Origin of the sequence: Halorussus sp. MSC15.2 (assembly GCF_010747475.1) — an archaeon.
In the GTDB taxonomy this organism is placed as follows: Archaea; Halobacteriota; Halobacteria; order Halobacteriales; family Haladaptataceae; genus Halorussus.
This window is the reverse complement of record NZ_VSLZ01000001.1, coordinates 777,017-792,385: the sequence shown is the minus strand read 5'-3', so window position 1 is coordinate 792,385 and position 15,369 is coordinate 777,017. Positions and strand designations below refer to the sequence as shown.

Below are 15,369 nucleotides of genomic sequence, written 5' to 3'. Positions count from 1 at the left end.
GAGGCGCGTCCGGAGCGGAGAACGGCGACCCGGCACACGGATTGCTGTCCGGTCTCTGGTCTCCCCGAATACGAACTCGCCGGAGGGGAGTTCGCGTTCGCCGGAGACGGTCGAAGCGCTCTATCCGAACTTCCCGGTGATGTAGTCCTCGACGCGCTGGCTGTTGGGGTTCTCGAATATCTGGTCGGTCTCGCCGTACTCCACGAGGTCACCGCCGGTGAGGAAGACGGCGGTCTGGTCGGAGATGCGGGCGGCCTGTTGCATGTTGTGCGTGACGACGACCACGGTGTAGTCCTCCGAGAGTTCCTCGATGAGGTCCTCGATTTTGGCGGTGGCGATGGGGTCCAAGGCGGAGGCGGGTTCGTCCATCAGGATGACCTCGGGGTCCACCGCCAGACACCGACCGATGCAGAGGCGCTGTTGTTGACCGCCGGAGAGACCCAGTGCGTTGTCGTCGAGTCGGTCGCTGACCTCGTCCCAGAGCGCCGCCTGCCGCAGCGAGCGCTCGACCAGTTCGTCTTCCTTCTCGTCGTCGGCCCGGCCGAGGAGTCTGTCGAGCAGTCCGTCGTTGATGTCGCCGTGCTTGCGCGGGCCGTAGGCGATGTTGTCCCGAATCGACTTCGGGAAGGGGTTGGGCGCTTGGAACACCATGCCGACGCGCTTGCGGAGTTCCACGAGGTTCACCCCGTCTTGATAAATCTCCTCGCCGTCGATTTCGACCGACCCCTCGACTCGCGCCGAGTTGATGCGGTCGTTCATCCGGTTCAGACACCGCAGGAACGTCGATTTCCCACAGCCAGACGGCCCGATGAGCGCCGTGACGCTGTTCTCGGGGATGTCCATCGACACCGAGTGGATGGCGTGGTCGTCGCCGTAGAACACGTCGAGGTCCTCGACCGAAATCTTGGGCGCGCCGTCGAACTCGTACTCTATCCACTCGTCTTCGAGTTGCTCTTGGCTCTCCCCGCTGACGGTCGTCGTCTGGCTCTCTGTCTGTTCGTCCGCGCTCGGTTCGCTCTGCTTGAATTCTGCGTTACTCATTGTTCGAGTTTCCTCCGGAAGTAGATTCGAGAGACGATGCCGATAGCGTAGAACGACAGCACGACGATGAGTAGCACCAGCGCCGTCGCCCATCCGAACGCGGGGTCGGAACTCACGACGCCCGCCGTGATGGTCGCGTAGAGTTTGTAGGGGAGGGCGGTGATGCTGTCCAACAGCGCCGGGTTCGCCACGAACGGCGGACTCGAGATGAACCGGAAGCTCGTCAGCACCTGCGGGCCGCTGGTGACTTGGGGCGACCCGGTCGCTACCAGCAGAATCGGGGCGGTCTCGCCCGCGATGCGGCCGACGCCGAGGATGACCCCCGTGATGACGCCGGGCATCGCGGCCGGGATGACGACGCTCTTGATGGTCTCCCACTGGCTGACGCCCAGCGCGGCGCTGGCGTCGCGGTACTCGTCGGGCACCGTCATGATGGCCTCGCGACTGGTGATGAGCACCAGCGGGAGGAGCATGAAGCCCAGCACCAACTGGCCCGCCAGCAGCGAGAAGCTGTTGCCCAGTCGCGGGACGAGGAACGCGAAGCCGAACAGGCCGTAGACGATGCTCGGCGTGCTCCACAGCCCGTTGGTCGCTATCTCGACCGCACGCGTGAACCCGCCCTGCTCGGCGTACTCGGTGAGGAACACCGCCGCGCCGACGCCCAGCGGGACCGCGAACAGCACCGCGCCGACGACCAGCCAGACCGTCCCGACGATGGAGGGCAGGACCCCGTTCATCACGTCCTGAGACAGCGAGTAGCCGTTCATCGTGAACGGCCAGTAGAACCAGACGCCGGGTATCTCGAAGATGAGGTACTGGTCGAACCCGGGCACGTGGAACCAGAAGGCCGGTTCGCTGAACAGGCCGAGTTTGATGCCCTCGACCATCCGCGACCAGCCCTTCCCGGCGACGAACAGGACGAGCAGTAGTAGCACGCCGAGCATACCGAAGGCGTTCAGGCCGACGAGCAGGTACGCCCCGGCCTGTCGCCCCCGAGTGCCGAAGCCCTCGTGGGCCTTCGCGGCCGCCCACGCGCAGACGAGTCCCGCGAAGATTGTCAACACCGGACCGACAACGGGACCGGTGAAGGTAGCCGAGAAGCCCTCGGGTGCCCACTCCCACTCGGTCGTCAACACGTCGGTCAGGAACAGCGCACCCACGAGGGCCGAGAGCGCGCCCGCCGGGAGCGTGGACCCGACGTCCTCGCGCGGGAGGACAGTCACCGCGGCCACGCCGACGCCGACCAGTATCGCCGCGGGGAGCCACCCGACGAGACCCAGACCGAGCGTCTGGGAGGCAACGAGTCCGCCGGCGACCACGCCGACGAGACCGAACAGACCCCCGGTGAGCAGTCCGGCGCTCCGGTTGGGCGTCGTCTCCACGTACCCGAACCGGGACGCGAATCCGAGCGCCACGACGCCGACGCCGGCTAAGACGAGACTCGCCCCGTAGAGGTTGAACAGGGTCACGCCGAAGAACTCGCTCTCGACCTCGGTCCACTGGAAGATGGCCGCGAAGCCGAGGACGACCGACAGTACGTCGAGACCGACGACGCCGGACGCGACTCGCTCGGCGAGCGAGGACTCGTCGGCGACTAAATCGGTGGTCTCGTAGCTCATTGGCTACCCCCGAGTTTCCGCTCCATGTGCGCTTCCACGAGTTGCGAGGCGATACTGAGTCCGAGGACCGTCACGAACAGCACCACACCGGCCGCGAACAGCGCCGACATCTGGTTCCCGGAGGCGACGCCGTACTGCCCCGCGATGAGGCTGGTGAGCGTCTCGGTCCCCCGGAACACGTCGTAGATGGGGTCGGGCAGGACCTGCTGGTGGGGGAGCATCACGGTGACGGCCATCGTCTCGCCGACCGCCCGGCCGACCCCGAGCAGGACCGCGGCCGAGACGCCCGAGAACGACGCCGGGATGGTGACGCTCTTGATGGTCTGCCAGTCGGTCGCGCCGAGCGCGAGCGACCCGCTCTTCATCGACTCGGGCACGCTCCCGATGGCGTCCTCGGCGACCGAGACCACCGTCGGCAGGGCCATCACGCCGATGACCAGCGCGGCCCCGAACAGGCTCCCGAAGTTCGCCAACTCCAACTCCTCCATCATGTACGTGTTGATGATGACGTAACCGATGAACCCGTAGACGATGGAGGGGACCCCGGCCAGAATCTCGATGCCGGGCTTGATGACCTCCCGCGCCCACCGGGGCGCGATTTCGCTGATGAACAGCGCCCCGGCCACGCCGAGGGGTCCGGCGATTGCCATCGCGAGGACGGTGGTCACGAGCGTCCCCCACATCATCGGCACAAGCGAGTAGACGCCCTCGCTGGTACTCCACAGCGGTTGTTGGGTCCGGAACAGCAGGTCGAGTCCCATCGCCTGAAACACCGGAACCGCGCGTAAGATGAGGTAGACAGTGATGAGACCGAGGATGACGATAGTCGAAGCCGTCATCAGGAACATCAGTAGCTTCGCGGTGTTGGCCTGATGAGATTTCCACCCGTAGGCCGCGACGGCGAAGAACGCCAACAGCGGGAAGACCGTGTACGCGGGCGCGACGAGGAACGCCGCCATCGTGAGGAGTACCGAGACGATAGCCGCGCCGTCGACGAACTGCGCCCCGCGGTCCATGTCGCTGACCGTCGCGCGGGCGGACCGAACGCGGGTGTCGATGCTTCCTATCATTTAGCGTCGGGAAGCTTACCGAGTTGGTTCTTCCGTCGTTTGTCCGTCAGCATCGCGTACCCCGACGGCTTGACGAAGTTCTGTTGACCGAAGTCGCTTATCAACATTCGGAGGAACGCGGCTTCCTTCTCCGAAGTGCCCTCGTAGGTGTAACAGTGGAGGTCACGCGAGAGGGGGTAGTTCTCGTCGGCGAGGTTCTTCCCGGGTTCGTACACCTTGCCGTCGAACTCCAGTTTGATGGCGGCGACTTCGCTGGTGACGAACGCCAGCGCCATGTACGCGATGGCGTTGTTCGAGCGCGCGACGATGGTCTTGACCTGCTGGTTCTGGCCCTTCCGCACGTCCACGCCCGCCATCTTCGCGTCGGGGCCGCCGAGCATGTTCACCCGGAACGCGGTGTCGGTCCCCGACCCCTCGGCCCGACCGATTGCCTGAATCTCTTTGTCTTCGCCGCTGTAGGCGTCTATTTCCGACCAGTTCTCTATCTCACCCGTGTATATCCCCCGGACCTGCTCGGCGGTCAGTTTGTCCACGCCCGCCTCCCGAATCTCCTTGCTGACCACGATAGGTTGGGCGTCCACGCCCACGACGTGGTCGGTGTACTTCTCCAGCTCCGACTGGCTCAGGTCCGGGAGTTCGGCCTTCACAGGGGCGCTCGCGTTGCCGATATCCACGAGACCCTTCTTGAGCTTTTCGAGACCGGTTCCCGAGTGGCTCAGACCGACGTTCACCTTGAACGGCGGGGTGGACCCGGACGCCTCGAACCCGTACTTCCCGGCCCAGTAGGTCGCCAGTCGTTCGTCGGTCTCGATACCGTACTTGCTCGGTCCCCAGTACTCCTCGTCGTCGGCGGGTGGGTTGGAGTTCCACACCGACGCGGCTTTGCTCGTTATCGGGTACACCGTCGAGGAGCCGCCCGCTTTCAGTTGCTCCGAGGACGACTCGTCGGTCTCCCCCGACGTCGTCGCTCGCCCTCGGCTACCGGGCGGTGTCGAACTCGTGCTGATACATCCAGCCAGTGAGGCGATAGCGCCACCCCCTCCAAGCAGAACGGTTCGACGGTCGATAGAGGGTTTTTCCCGCATTACGATTGACTTGCCCAAGGCGAAGTAAATACCCTTCTATTATATCTATATAGACGTACTTACCCATGCATACACCCGGTGTCGTTCGACCGGGTTCTGTCACAAGACCCCACGACTAGCCACCTCAGGCCGAGAGGAGACGATGTGATACGACCGAAGAACGAGTTCGCACCGAGACCGAATCACGTCCGTCACGAAATATCGTCTAATAGCCCGACCTGTATATAGATTTGAGTAGATTTATTGTGTATCGGTTCGGCTATCGACATATGGAAACCCGGAAGGTCCAGGTCACGGGCGGTTCCACGTTCACGGTCTCCATCCCGAAGGGATGGGCGACGGAGAACGGCATCGAAGCGGGCGACCGCATCGAGTTCCACCCGGAAGGTGACTCGCTGCTGCTCTCGCCGCGTTCGGCCCAAGACACCGTCGAGGGGACGGTCGATATCACCGACCTCGAAGGGACGGAACTCATGCGGACGGTGTTCACGCTGTACGTCAGCGGTTTCGACATCATCAACCTCGAAGCGACGCGCGTGACGCCAGACCAGCGCCGGACGGTTCGAGACGCCACGCAGGGTCTCGTGGGTCTCGAAGTCATCGAAGAGACGGCCGACCGAGTGGTCCTGCAGGACCTGCTCGACTCCTCGGAACTCTCGATTCACAACGCCATCACCCGGATGCGACTCGTCTCGGCCACGATGCTACAGGACGCGGTCACCGCACTGGTCGAAAACGACGACAGTCTCGCCACGGACGTCATCGAACGCGACGACGACGTGGACCGACTCTGGTTCATGATTTCGCGGGTGTTCCGGTCGGCGCTCCGCAACCCCAGCACCGCGGCCGACATCGGCATGCCCCGCGAGACGTGTTTCGACTACCACTCCAGCGCCCGCCAGTTGGAGCGCATCGCCGACCACGCGGCCAAAATCGGCCAGTTGAGCCTCAACCTCGACGAGGTTCCCGACGACGTGGCCGAGGCACTCGAAGACCTCCACGAGGAGGCCGCCAACATCGTCGAGATGGCGATGGACGCGCTGCTCGAAGAGGACGGAGAGGAGGCGACGCGCCTCGGAAACGAGGCCCGCGAGCGCGTTCGCGGCGTGGACGAACACACCCGCGCGGTGGACGACCTCATCCGAGAGATGGACGCCCAGCGCGCCCAGTACCTGAGTCTCGTCGTGGACTCGCTGTCGCGGAGCGCGGACTACGGCGGAAACATCGCCGAGACCGCGCTCCAGAAGGCCGCACCGCGACCCGAGAAGTAGCGTCGGCCGACGTTCGCGGTCGGCGTTCGCCGGGTCCTCAGTGCGAGAGATTCACCGAGCGTTCGAAGGCCTACAGTTCGCCGAGTTTCCGGAGGAGTTGCCCCTGATACTCGCGGTCGCTCTCGACGCCCTTCACTTCGAGGACGTTGCGTTCGAGTTTGTCGCGAGCGACGTTGAACGCCTGCTCGGCCCCGTATCCCTCGCCCGACCCCGCGACCTGTCCGCGGTTGGTCCGGAGGCGAATCTTACACTGGATGAGCGGTGTGCCGCGGAGTCGCTCCTTGTGTTCGTGGAACCGGACGTGGGCGTGGCGCACCTGCATCTTGCCGTACTTCTCGGTTATCTCCTCGATGGACGACCGAATCGACTCCCTGCTGAGCGTGTCGAGCAGGTTCACGTTGGTAATCTGGACGTCCAGCACCTCCTCCTCGGTGTACGACAGCGCCCGTAGCACGTCGGTCTTGGTGATGACGCCGCCCACGACTCGGTCGTCGTCCTCCGGCGTGACGACGAGTCCGGAGTAGTCGTTCTCGAACATGCGTTCGACGGCCGCGCGCACGGTCTCGTCCAGTTGCGTGGTCGTGGCGGGACTCGACATCACGTCGTACACCGGCAGGTCCAGGAGTCGGTCACCCTCGCCGGACCGGTCGCCGCGCGTGGTCTTCTGGACGTTCCGGGTGGCGAACTCCACGACGTCGTGCGTGGTGACGACGCCGGTCAGGAAGCCGTCCTCGTCCACGACGGGGAGTCGAGAGATGCCGTGTTCGCGCAGGCGATTGATGGCCTGCCCGAGCGTCGCGTCCTCGGCGATGGTTATCACGTTCTCGGTGTAAATCTGCTCGACGGTCAGCGAGTCGAGATGCTCGAGCACCGCTTCGAGGATGAGGTCCTCGCTGACGACTCCCCAGAGCGACCCCGATTCGAAGACGGGAGCGACTTTGGTACCGCCTTCCACGAGCGAACGCGCGACGTCCCGAACGTCGTCGGTTCGGTCCACCTTGGGCGCGGACTTGGTGAGCGTCTCGATTTTGGTGTGGTCCTCGATGTGAGAGCGGAGCAGTTGCTTCTGCGTGATGACCCCCTCGTACTCGCCGGACTTGGTCACGATGATGCCTTTCGGGTTCTCGTCTTCGAAGACGGACCGGGCCTTGCCGACGTTCGATGCGGCGTCTAACTCGGTGAAGTCCGTCGTTGCTATATCAGCGATGTCCATCGTCACGTGAACCTACGTCTCCTGTGATAATGAAACTTAGCAGAGTTATCGAAGTTCGGGAATCCGGGGGTACGACGGCCGAGTCCGCCTCCGACCGGAGTTTTTTGCCGACGCCGACCGTACTCGGTCGAGTGATACCCGACATCGGTGCCGCGTTCGGCCAGTACACCTACCTCCTGACCGAAGTCGTCTGGGGAACCGTGGCGGTAGGACTCCTTTACCGGGCCGGTGCGTTGGTTCAGGCCGCCCGGACTATCGGCGCGCTCTATCCAATCGCCTACGTGTGGGACTGGTACACCCTCCGTATCGGCGTGTTCGAGATTCCCCTTCGGACCGGGGTAGAACTCCTCGGTATCCCGATAGAGGAACATCTGTTCATGGTGGTCGTTCCGGCGCTCGTTCTGGGAATACACGAGACCCTCCGCAAGACCGACGAGCGACATCCGTCGTCTGGAACGGTCGAAAACCGGGGGTAAGCGGCGGTTACCGCGGGACGGCGAGTGGCTGGAACGGACGTGCAACTGTTCGTAAGCAACGGTTTCTAACGGGTAAATGGTGAATAACAAAGACTAATCCGGGCGATGTGTCTTATCCATGCTGGGTTACGAGCAAGGGGTGGCATAGTAATGAGCACCATTGGTGACTCATCCGGAACAGAAAGCACCGAACCGGAGGAGACTCCGGACCAGCAGGATTCGGCTGTCGCGGAATCGCAAGTCTCCGATATCGTCGACTCAGAGGACGACGAGCAGACCGAGGAGGAACTCTCGCGCGATCTCGTCTTCGACGTTCTCAAGAATCGACGACGACGGTACGCTCTCCACTATCTCCGTCGCGCGGACGACTCGGTCCAGTTGTCCGAGTTGGCCGAGCAGGTGGCGGCGTGGGAGAACGATATCACGGTAGACGCGATTTCCGCCGCAGAACGCAAACGGGTATACACTGCGCTGTACCAGTCCCACCTCCCCAAGTTAGACGACGCGGGCATTGTGGAGTACAACCAGAATCGCGGTATCGTCGAACTCTCGGACGCGGCCGAACAACTCGACGTGTATCTCGACCTCGAATCCCGACCAGATATCCCGTGGTGTAACTGGTATCTGGGACTCGCCGTCGGAGGTCTCGGTCTCCTCACGGGCGCGTGGCTCGGTCTCCCGCCGCTCGGAGCGGTCCCCGACGTCGTACTGGCGACCGTCATCGTGGCCGCCTTCGGTTCCATAGCGGTCGCGCACACGTACTACGCGCGCCACGCGAGCGGAGCGGGCGAGACGCCGCCGGAAATTCAGGACTCGTAGACATGGAGGAGGCAGTGCGGTCCGACGAAGTCACGGCCGACGACGAACTTACGGACGGCCCGCTCGCGGCCGGAACGCAGACGCTCGTCCGCACGCCGGCGGACGCCGACCCGGTCTCCGCCCTGCCCGACCGCGCGTTCGACAATCTCCTCGTGGTCTCGGCACGGGACCACCCGAACCGACTCCAGACGCGCCTCGAACGCGCCGGACACGACCCCGCCAACGTCGGCGTCGTCCCGGTGGTTCCCGCGACCGACGAGTACGAGGGCGACCTCTGGACGACCGACCCAGTCAATCCCGACGACCTGACCGGACTGGCCATGCGGTTCTCCGACGCGATGCAGTACGTCGAACCCGGTCGCGGGTGGGTCCTGACAGACGCGCTCGGCGTCCTCCTCACGTACACCGAAGACGCGCGCGTGAGTCGCTTTTTCCAGACCTTGACCAGTCGAGTCCGTACGCAGGACGTGCGCGGCGTCTACTGCGCGAACCCGGACGTGATAGCCGACGAGACCTACGGACGACTCCGGGCGATGTGCGACGCGGAGCACGAACTCGGGTAGCCCTCTCCTCTCGTCGGTTGGTCGTCCCTATCGCGACTTCAGGCGCCGCCTACGCGGTTCGCGGTGCCCTCTCTACCGCTGAAGTCGAAAACTAAACTTAAAATTTTCTATAGTTACAAGCCGTCTGGAACCATTCATCACCTATACAACACTATCGGGCGGACCTCCGAACGGTCCCGATGGATTCAGACAAGTACCCACCCGAGGACGGCCGACGGCGGTTCGTGAAAGGCGTCGTCGGTTCGGCGACGCTCGCCAGCGTCGGTACCGGTGCCACCGCCGTCCTAAACTCGGCCACCTCCGTGGCCGGTGGAACCGGCGGGCCGACGGACTACGTCGGTATCGAGAACACCGACGGTCCCGCCCCGCGAGGGATGCCCCTCGTCCCCCTCACCATCGACGACGAGGGGTACCTGAAGGGCGTCTGGCCCGAGGTCAAAGAGCGGGAACTGAAGGACGGTAGCACCGTCACGATTACCGAACAGGATATCGGCGGCGTCACGTACACCGGACGGTGGTTCCAGTACTGCGGCGTCCAGTCGGCACAGGGGTTACGGCCCGACGCCGACCAAGACAACTTCCTGCGGTCCAAGCCCGGTCTCTACGAGTGGCAGGCCGACCACGAACCCGGCCAGAAACTCCACGTGGACGACTTCGCCGACTACGAGGAGTGGAGTAACGACATCGGGTCGGCGGGTGCAGGCAAGCCCGCTCAGACGACGTGGCGCTCGCAGTCGGAGGGCGAACAGGACGTGCAGGAACTCCCGGTGCAGGTGCTGCGCTCGCCGAAGGTGTCGGACCTCCCCTCGAAAGGTGACGCCCCCGACTTCCTCCGTGCGGCCACCGAATCGGACTTCATCGCGTGGCTCGACAAGTGTACCCACTTCTGTTGCACGCCCGGGTTCAACTCCTCGAAAGACGCCGCGAAGTTCGACGCGACCGACGCGGTGTACTGCCAGTGTCACCAGTCGGTGTACGACCCGTTCTCCCCGGTCGAGTTGTCGTTCAACGCCTTCCCCCGGCCCGGGTAACGCAGAGTGTGATTCGTGGAGTTCGACTGGCAGAAATCTCCCGCTTCAACTAACTGAAGACGATACTCCGTCGTCGAAACTGGGCATTCGATTCATGACCGAAGCAGCGACTGCTTGCAGATTTGGCGAAGTGAAAAACGGAGTGGGTTTGGGCAGATTTGAACTGCCGGCCTCCTCCATGTCAAGGAGGTGTCATAACCAACTAGACCACAAACCCATGTTGGTGCGGCCTCCGTTGGACGCATTTCTTCGTTTGGCCGGGGGATAATTGAACCTTTCGGATTCGGACGCGTTCTGGCGATTTTTCGATGAGGGTCGTCGGTTTCGGCGTGAGGCAGACTCGGCGGACCGCGTACGTACCGGAGAGACTCTGGGACGACGGAGCTTCCCACCTCGTACGCCGGGCGATTCAGCGAGACTAGCTACACCCGAGACCAAACACGGTGTTCGGACACCTCCGTACCCGATAGCCAGTCAATACCAACTGCGAACGCCGAGGAGATATCTGCATTGAGCGTACTCCGTCGCACAACCGATGGCGCGGTCCCACCGACGCCCCGTTCCCCACCCCGACACCTTTAAGTCGATGTACGATTGTGTTCATTGTAAGACGAAGAAGTACATTGGTGATTCCAAATGCAGGACTATATCGAACGCGTCACCGACGGCGAGGACCTCACGCTCGACGAAGCGCGAGAAGCGGCCACGGCCGTCTTCGACGGCGCGACCGAGGCCCAAATCGGCGCACTGCTCACCGCCCTCCGAGCGAAGGGCGAGACCGAGACCGAAATCGCCGGGTTCGCGCAGGGGATGCGGGACGCCGCCCGAACCATCGACCCAGACCGCTCGCCGCTGGTGGACACCTGCGGGACCGGCGGCGACGACTACAACACCATCAACGTCTCGACCACGAGCGCCATCGTCACGTCCGCGGCGGGCGTGCCGGTCGCCAAGCACGGTAATTACTCGGTCTCCTCGTCGTCGGGAAGCAGCGACGTGCTGGAGGAGGTCGGCGTGGACCTCGACGCGGACCCGCAGGCGGTCGAGGCCACCATCGAAGACAACGGCATCGGCTACATGCACGCGCCGGCGTTCCACCCCGCGATGAAGGCCGTCATCGGCCCTCGCAGAGAACTCGGCATGCGCACCGTATTCAACGTCCTCGGGCCACTGACGAACCCCGCGGGTGCCGACGCACAGGTCGTCGGCGTCTTCGAAGACGACCTCGTGCCGGTCATCGCCCGCTCGCTCGGCAAGATGGACGTCGAGCGTGCGCTGGTCGTCCACGGGTCGGGCATGGACGAAATCGCTATCCACGAGGAGACGACCGTCGCGGAACTCGACGACGGCGACATCGAGGAGTACACCATCACACCCGACGACCTCGGACTCCAGCACCACGACGTGGCCGACGTGGCGGGCGGCACTCCCGAGGAGAACGCAGAGGACCTCCGCGGCATCGTCGAAGGCGAGGTCACCGGCGCGAAGCGCGACATCATCCTCGCCAACGCCGGTGCGGCCATCTACGTGGCGGGGGCGGCCGACTCCCTCGAAGACGGTGCCGAACTCGCGGCGAAGGCCATCGACGACGGCGCGGCCGCCGAGCAACTCGACGAACTCGGTCGCTCCGTGAGAGCATGACGCGGACGAAAATCTGCGGTCTCACCTGTCACGAGGACCTCGAAGTGGCCGTCGAGGCTGGCGCAGACGCGGTCGGTCTGCTCGTGGACGTGCCGGTGGACTCCCCGCGGGAAATCGACGTTCAGCGCGCGGTCGAACTCGCCGACGCGACCCCGCCGTTCGTCACGACCGTCCTCGTGACGATGCCCGACTCGCCCGAGCGTGCGGTCGAACTCGTCCGCGCGGTCGAACCCGACGCGCTCCAGATTCACGGCGAGTTGGGTGCGGGCGACCTCGCCTACCTGACCGCGACCGTCGAGGCGAAGGTACTCAAGGTCGTGGACGCCGCCGACCCCGAACAGGCCCGGCGCTACGACGAGGTGGCCGACGGACTGCTGGTCGATTCGGTGGACGACGACGGTGCGGGCGGCACCGGCCGAACCCACGACTGGGAGCGCACCGCCGAACTCGCCGCCACGCTCGACTCGCCGGTCGTCCTCGCTGGCGGTCTGACGCCGGCGAACGTGGCCGACGCCGTGCGCGCCGTCGAACCGTTCGCCGTGGACGTGGCGAGCGGCGTGGAGGCCGACGACGTGGAATCCATCCCCGGCCGAAAGGACCCGAACGCGGTCGCCGAGTTCGTGACGACCGCGAAGCACGCCCGCACGACTCCGACGCCATGAGACCGGAACGCGCACAGTTCACTGACCTCGCCGGACACGACGACCCGGCCGTGATTCGCGTCGAAGCACAACTCGACGTAGCGACGACTCCGCTGTCGGCCTACGCGGCGCTGACCGGGCGCTCGACCGCGACCGACCCCTCGGAGTACGCCTTCCTGCTGGAGAGCGCGGAGAAGACCGCGTCCAGCGACCCCGACGGGGCGTTCTCGCCGGACGCGTCGGGCGACCGCCACGCCCGCTACTCCTACGTCGGCTACGACCCCGAGGCGGTCGTGACGGTAGACCCCGAAGACGTGCGAGTCGAATCGCTCGGCGGCCGGGCCGCGAGGTACGTCTCGGCCGACCACGAGGGCGACGCGCTCGACGCGCTCCGGTCGGCCATGCCGGACGCCGTACAGCGCGGGTTCCCCGACGAGGACCGTCAGCACTTCGAGGGCGGACTGGTCGGGTTTCTGGCCTACGACGCGGTGTACGACCTCTGGCTCGACGAGGTCGGCGTCGAGCGTCCCGACTCGCGGTTCCCGGACGCCCAGTTCGTCCTGAACACCAAGACCGTCGCGTTCGACCACCGCGAGGGGACGGTCTCGCTCGTGTTTACGCCGCTCGTCGGACCGGAGGACGACCCCGGTGCGGTCTACGACGAACTCCGCGCGGAGGCCGACCGCGTGGCCGACCTGCTCGAATCGGCCGACGCCCCCGAGACGGGCGGGTTCGTCCGGGAGTCGGCGACCGCCGGGCCGCGAGACGAGTACGAACAGGCGGTCCGAACCGCGAAGGAACACGTCCTCGACGGCGACATCTACCAAGGCGTCATCTCTCGAAAGCGCGAACTCCGCGGGGACGTGGACCCCCTCGGCTTCTACGAGGCGCTCCGAGACGTGAACCCGTCGCCGTACATGTATCTGCTCGGCTACGACGACCTGACCGTGGTCGGCGCGAGTCCCGAGACGCTGGTCTCGGTCCGGGGCCGCGAGGTGATGGCCAACCCCATCGCCGGGACCTGCTCACGGGGGTCGAGTCCGGTCGAGGACCGGCGTCTGGCGGGGGAGATGCTCGCCGACGGAAAGGAGCGGGCCGAACACACGATGCTGGTGGACCTCGCACGCAACGACGTGCGCCGGGTCAGCGAACCCGGGAGCGTGCAGGTCGAGGAGTTCATGAACGTCCTCAAGTACAGTCACGTCCAGCACATCGAGAGCACGGTGACGGGCCGCCTCGCCGAGGATTCCGACCCCTTCGACGCGACCCGGGCGTCGTTCCCCGCCGGGACCCTTTCGGGCGCGCCGAAGATTCGCGCGATGGAGATAATCGACGACCTCGAACTCTCGGCCCGCGGTCTCTACGGCGGTGGCGTGGGCTACTACTCGTGGTCGGGTGACGCGGACTTCGCTATCGTCATCCGGACTGCGACGGTCGAGTCCCGCGCGACCGTCGGCGACCCGGGTAGCGACCGAATCACGGTGCAGGCCGGAGCGGGCATCGTCGCGGACAGCGACCCCGCCGCCGAGTACGAGGAGACCGAGCAGAAGATGGACGGGGTCCTGACCGCCCTCGAACGTATCGAGGAGTCGGACGCGGCGGACGCTGCCGACGCTCCGGAGGTGGGACGATGACTGAGAGCGCCGGTGCGGAGGCGGAGACGACCGACCTGCAGGTCCTCTTCGTGGACAACTTCGACTCGTTCACCTACAACCTCGTGGAGTACACGAGCGAGTTCGCCAAGACGGAAGTCGTCCGAAACACCGCCTCGCTCGCCGACGTGCGCGAGGCCGACCCGGACGCTATCATCGTCTCGCCGGGGCCGGGACACCCGAAGAACGACCGCGACGTGGGTGTCACGCTCGACGTGTTCCGCGAGGTGAGTCCCGAGGTGCCGACGCTCGGCGTGTGTCTCGGACTCGAAGCCGCGGTCTACGCCTACGGCGGGTCGGTCGCCGCGCGCCCGAACCGATTCACGGCAAGGCGTTCCCCGTGGACCACGACGGCCGAGGCGTCTACGCGGGACTGGAGCAGGGGTTCCGTGCCGGTCGTTACCACTCGCTGGTGGCGACCGACGTACCGGACTGCTTCGAGGTGACTGCGACGACCGACCACGAGGGAGACGAACTCGTGATGGGCGTTCGCCACCGAGAGCATCCGATTCGTTGCGTCCAGTTCCATCCCGAGAGCGTCCTGACGGCCGTCGGTCACGACGTGATTCGGAACTTCCTCGACGACGTCGCGTAGCGTGTTGCTGGTGGTTCGTCGCTTGGCACAGCCTTTTCAGGGTAGTCGGACTGGCGGTCGCGGAGTCATCGACGCTGGTGACTGAGTCGCCACCTTCCTGTCCGCAACCGCCGGAAGTCGGTTCTGCTCCGTCGCGTTCGCTTCCTGCACGAACTGCGACTTCCGAGGCCACGCTCGCTTCGCTCGCGTGACCGCGCGACGTGTCCGAGCAGGATTGGCCCCGCCTTCGCACCTAAACCCTCGGGTCGCGTTACAGCAGGACACCGGTCGTGTAGAGCGCTCCGACGACCACGATAGCGACGAGGAGCAGTTTCCACGCGACGTTCAACAGGATTCGGCCGACGAGTACGACGGCCGCGAGCGCGACGAGTCCGACCAGCAGTTTCCCCAGCGGCGTTGCGAGCAGTCCGGCCGCGAGTACGAGATTCATGGTAGCATCGAGGTGACCGGACCACCGTAAACGTATCGGCAACGGAACATCGTCTCGGACTCCGAAATCGGGAGGCTGAAGCGCGATACCAGTGTCATTCCCGAAGGCCGTCTAGTTCGTTGACTACTTTCACCGAGGTCTACATACTCTTATTAGGGTCCGGACGCTATCGTTTAGTGACAACCCGACAGCCGTGAATCCACCCCGTCCGCTCGGACGGGT

General features: G+C 64.9%; 14 protein-coding genes, 1 tRNA gene and 1 pseudogene. 9 read left to right on the top strand and 7 right to left on the bottom strand.

The window, feature by feature from the left end:
- Nucleotides 1-120: 120 nt before the first annotated feature.
- From pstB to FXF75_RS04135, 4 genes are read right to left on the bottom strand one after another with little or no spacing between them, the layout of a single operon-like run.
- Nucleotides 121-1,041 (bottom strand): phosphate ABC transporter ATP-binding protein PstB, encoded by a 921-nt coding sequence (pstB, locus tag FXF75_RS04150; protein ID WP_163520256.1) that lies wholly within the window; start codon nt 1,039-1,041, stop codon nt 121-123.
- Nucleotides 1,038-2,660 carry a phosphate ABC transporter permease PstA gene (gene pstA / locus FXF75_RS04145; RefSeq protein ID WP_163520255.1) on the bottom strand — a complete coding sequence of 541 codons (1,623 nt, stop codon included), beginning with the start codon at nt 2,658-2,660 and terminating at the stop codon, nt 1,038-1,040. The genes pstB and pstA overlap by 4 nt, the downstream gene beginning before the upstream one ends.
- Nucleotides 2,657-3,730, bottom strand: coding sequence for a phosphate ABC transporter permease subunit PstC (gene pstC / locus FXF75_RS04140; protein ID WP_163520254.1), 1,074 nt, complete (start codon nt 3,728-3,730; stop codon nt 2,657-2,659). Before pstC ends, pstA begins: the two co-directional genes overlap by 4 nt.
- Nucleotides 3,727-4,815, bottom strand: a complete 1,089-nt coding sequence (locus FXF75_RS04135) for a PstS family phosphate ABC transporter substrate-binding protein (RefSeq protein ID WP_163520253.1) — start codon at nt 4,813-4,815, stop codon at nt 3,727-3,729. The genes pstC and FXF75_RS04135 overlap by 4 nt, the downstream gene beginning before the upstream one ends.
- Nucleotides 4,816-5,084: 269 nt before the next feature.
- On the opposite strand from FXF75_RS04135, the gene FXF75_RS04130 reads away from it, so the two are divergent.
- Nucleotides 5,085-6,086 carry a phosphate uptake regulator PhoU gene (locus FXF75_RS04130; RefSeq protein WP_163520252.1) on the top strand — a complete coding sequence of 334 codons (1,002 nt, stop codon included), beginning with the start codon at nt 5,085-5,087 and terminating at the stop codon, nt 6,084-6,086.
- 70 nt (nt 6,087-6,156) lie between these two features.
- On the opposite strand, the gene FXF75_RS04125 is transcribed toward FXF75_RS04130, so the two are convergent.
- Nucleotides 6,157-7,299 carry a CBS domain-containing protein gene (locus FXF75_RS04125; RefSeq protein ID WP_163520251.1) on the bottom strand — a complete coding sequence of 381 codons (1,143 nt, stop codon included), beginning with the start codon at nt 7,297-7,299 and terminating at the stop codon, nt 6,157-6,159.
- A gap of 131 nt (nt 7,300-7,430) precedes the next feature.
- Between FXF75_RS04125 and FXF75_RS04120 the strand changes: the two genes are divergently transcribed.
- The 4 genes from FXF75_RS04120 to FXF75_RS04105 all read left to right on the top strand — a co-directional run bounded on the left by FXF75_RS04120 (nt 7,431) and on the right by FXF75_RS04105 (nt 10,188).
- On the top strand, nt 7,431-7,775 hold the full coding sequence (locus FXF75_RS04120; RefSeq protein ID WP_309221750.1) for a lycopene cyclase domain-containing protein: 345 nt from the start codon (nt 7,431-7,433) through the stop codon (nt 7,773-7,775).
- Between the two features lie 150 nt (nt 7,776-7,925).
- Nucleotides 7,926-8,594 carry a hypothetical protein gene (locus tag FXF75_RS04115; protein ID WP_205427170.1) on the top strand — a complete coding sequence of 223 codons (669 nt, stop codon included), beginning with the start codon at nt 7,926-7,928 and terminating at the stop codon, nt 8,592-8,594.
- Between the two features lie 2 nt (nt 8,595-8,596).
- Nucleotides 8,597-9,157 carry a hypothetical protein gene (locus tag FXF75_RS04110; protein ID WP_163520249.1) on the top strand — a complete coding sequence of 187 codons (561 nt, stop codon included), beginning with the start codon at nt 8,597-8,599 and terminating at the stop codon, nt 9,155-9,157.
- 179 nt (nt 9,158-9,336) lie between these two features.
- Nucleotides 9,337-10,188, top strand: coding sequence for a ubiquinol-cytochrome c reductase iron-sulfur subunit (locus FXF75_RS04105; protein ID WP_163520248.1), 852 nt, complete (start codon nt 9,337-9,339; stop codon nt 10,186-10,188).
- 143 nt (nt 10,189-10,331) lie between these two features.
- On the opposite strand, the gene FXF75_RS04100 is transcribed toward FXF75_RS04105, so the two are convergent.
- Nucleotides 10,332-10,405 (bottom strand) — tRNA-Val (locus tag FXF75_RS04100).
- 419 nt (nt 10,406-10,824) lie between these two features.
- Between FXF75_RS04100 and trpD the strand changes: the two genes are divergently transcribed.
- The 4 genes and pseudogenes from trpD to trpG all read left to right on the top strand — a co-directional run bounded on the left by trpD (nt 10,825) and on the right by trpG (nt 14,717).
- The gene (gene trpD / locus FXF75_RS04095) at nt 10,825-11,829 is read left to right on the top strand and encodes an anthranilate phosphoribosyltransferase (protein WP_163520247.1); all 1,005 of its coding nucleotides are present in this window, start codon (nt 10,825-10,827) and stop codon (nt 11,827-11,829) included.
- Nucleotides 11,826-12,491, top strand: a complete 666-nt coding sequence (locus FXF75_RS04090; RefSeq protein ID WP_163520246.1) for a phosphoribosylanthranilate isomerase — start codon at nt 11,826-11,828, stop codon at nt 12,489-12,491. The genes trpD and FXF75_RS04090 overlap by 4 nt, the downstream gene beginning before the upstream one ends.
- Nucleotides 12,488-14,104: an anthranilate synthase component I gene (trpE, locus tag FXF75_RS04085; protein WP_163520245.1), complete on the top strand. Its 1,617-nt coding sequence runs from the start codon at nt 12,488-12,490 to the stop codon at nt 14,102-14,104. The genes FXF75_RS04090 and trpE overlap by 4 nt, the downstream gene beginning before the upstream one ends.
- A pseudogene (gene trpG / locus FXF75_RS04080) lies at nt 14,101-14,717 on the top strand (anthranilate synthase component II). Before trpE ends, trpG begins: the two are co-directional and overlap by 4 nt.
- 250 nt (nt 14,718-14,967) lie before the next feature.
- On the opposite strand, the gene FXF75_RS04075 reads toward trpG, so the two are convergent.
- Nucleotides 14,968-15,147 carry a hypothetical protein gene (locus FXF75_RS04075; RefSeq protein WP_163520244.1) on the bottom strand — a complete coding sequence of 60 codons (180 nt, stop codon included), beginning with the start codon at nt 15,145-15,147 and terminating at the stop codon, nt 14,968-14,970.
- Between the last annotated feature and the right edge of the window lie 222 nt (nt 15,148-15,369).

Coding starts and splice junctions, on each gene's coding strand:
- FXF75_RS04090 (WP_163520246.1), top strand. CDS start 11,826: ATGACGCGGACGAAAATCTGCGGTCTCACCTGTCACGAGGACCTCGAA.
- pstC (WP_163520254.1), bottom strand. CDS start 3,730: ATGATAGGAAGCATCGACACCCGCGTTCGGTCCGCCCGCGCGACGGTC.
- FXF75_RS04135 (WP_163520253.1), bottom strand. CDS start 4,815: ATGCGGGAAAAACCCTCTATCGACCGTCGAACCGTTCTGCTTGGAGGG.
- trpD (WP_163520247.1), top strand. CDS start 10,825: ATGCAGGACTATATCGAACGCGTCACCGACGGCGAGGACCTCACGCTC.
- FXF75_RS04130 (WP_163520252.1), top strand. CDS start 5,085: ATGGAAACCCGGAAGGTCCAGGTCACGGGCGGTTCCACGTTCACGGTC.
- FXF75_RS04115 (WP_205427170.1), top strand. CDS start 7,926: ATGAGCACCATTGGTGACTCATCCGGAACAGAAAGCACCGAACCGGAG.
- FXF75_RS04105 (WP_163520248.1), top strand. CDS start 9,337: ATGGATTCAGACAAGTACCCACCCGAGGACGGCCGACGGCGGTTCGTG.
- pstB (WP_163520256.1), bottom strand. CDS start 1,041: ATGAGTAACGCAGAATTCAAGCAGAGCGAACCGAGCGCGGACGAACAG.
- pstA (WP_163520255.1), bottom strand. CDS start 2,660: ATGAGCTACGAGACCACCGATTTAGTCGCCGACGAGTCCTCGCTCGCC.
- FXF75_RS04125 (WP_163520251.1), bottom strand. CDS start 7,299: ATGGACATCGCTGATATAGCAACGACGGACTTCACCGAGTTAGACGCC.
- FXF75_RS04110 (WP_163520249.1), top strand. CDS start 8,597: ATGGAGGAGGCAGTGCGGTCCGACGAAGTCACGGCCGACGACGAACTT.
- trpE (WP_163520245.1), top strand. CDS start 12,488: ATGAGACCGGAACGCGCACAGTTCACTGACCTCGCCGGACACGACGAC.
- FXF75_RS04075 (WP_163520244.1), bottom strand. CDS start 15,147: ATGAATCTCGTACTCGCGGCCGGACTGCTCGCAACGCCGCTGGGGAAA.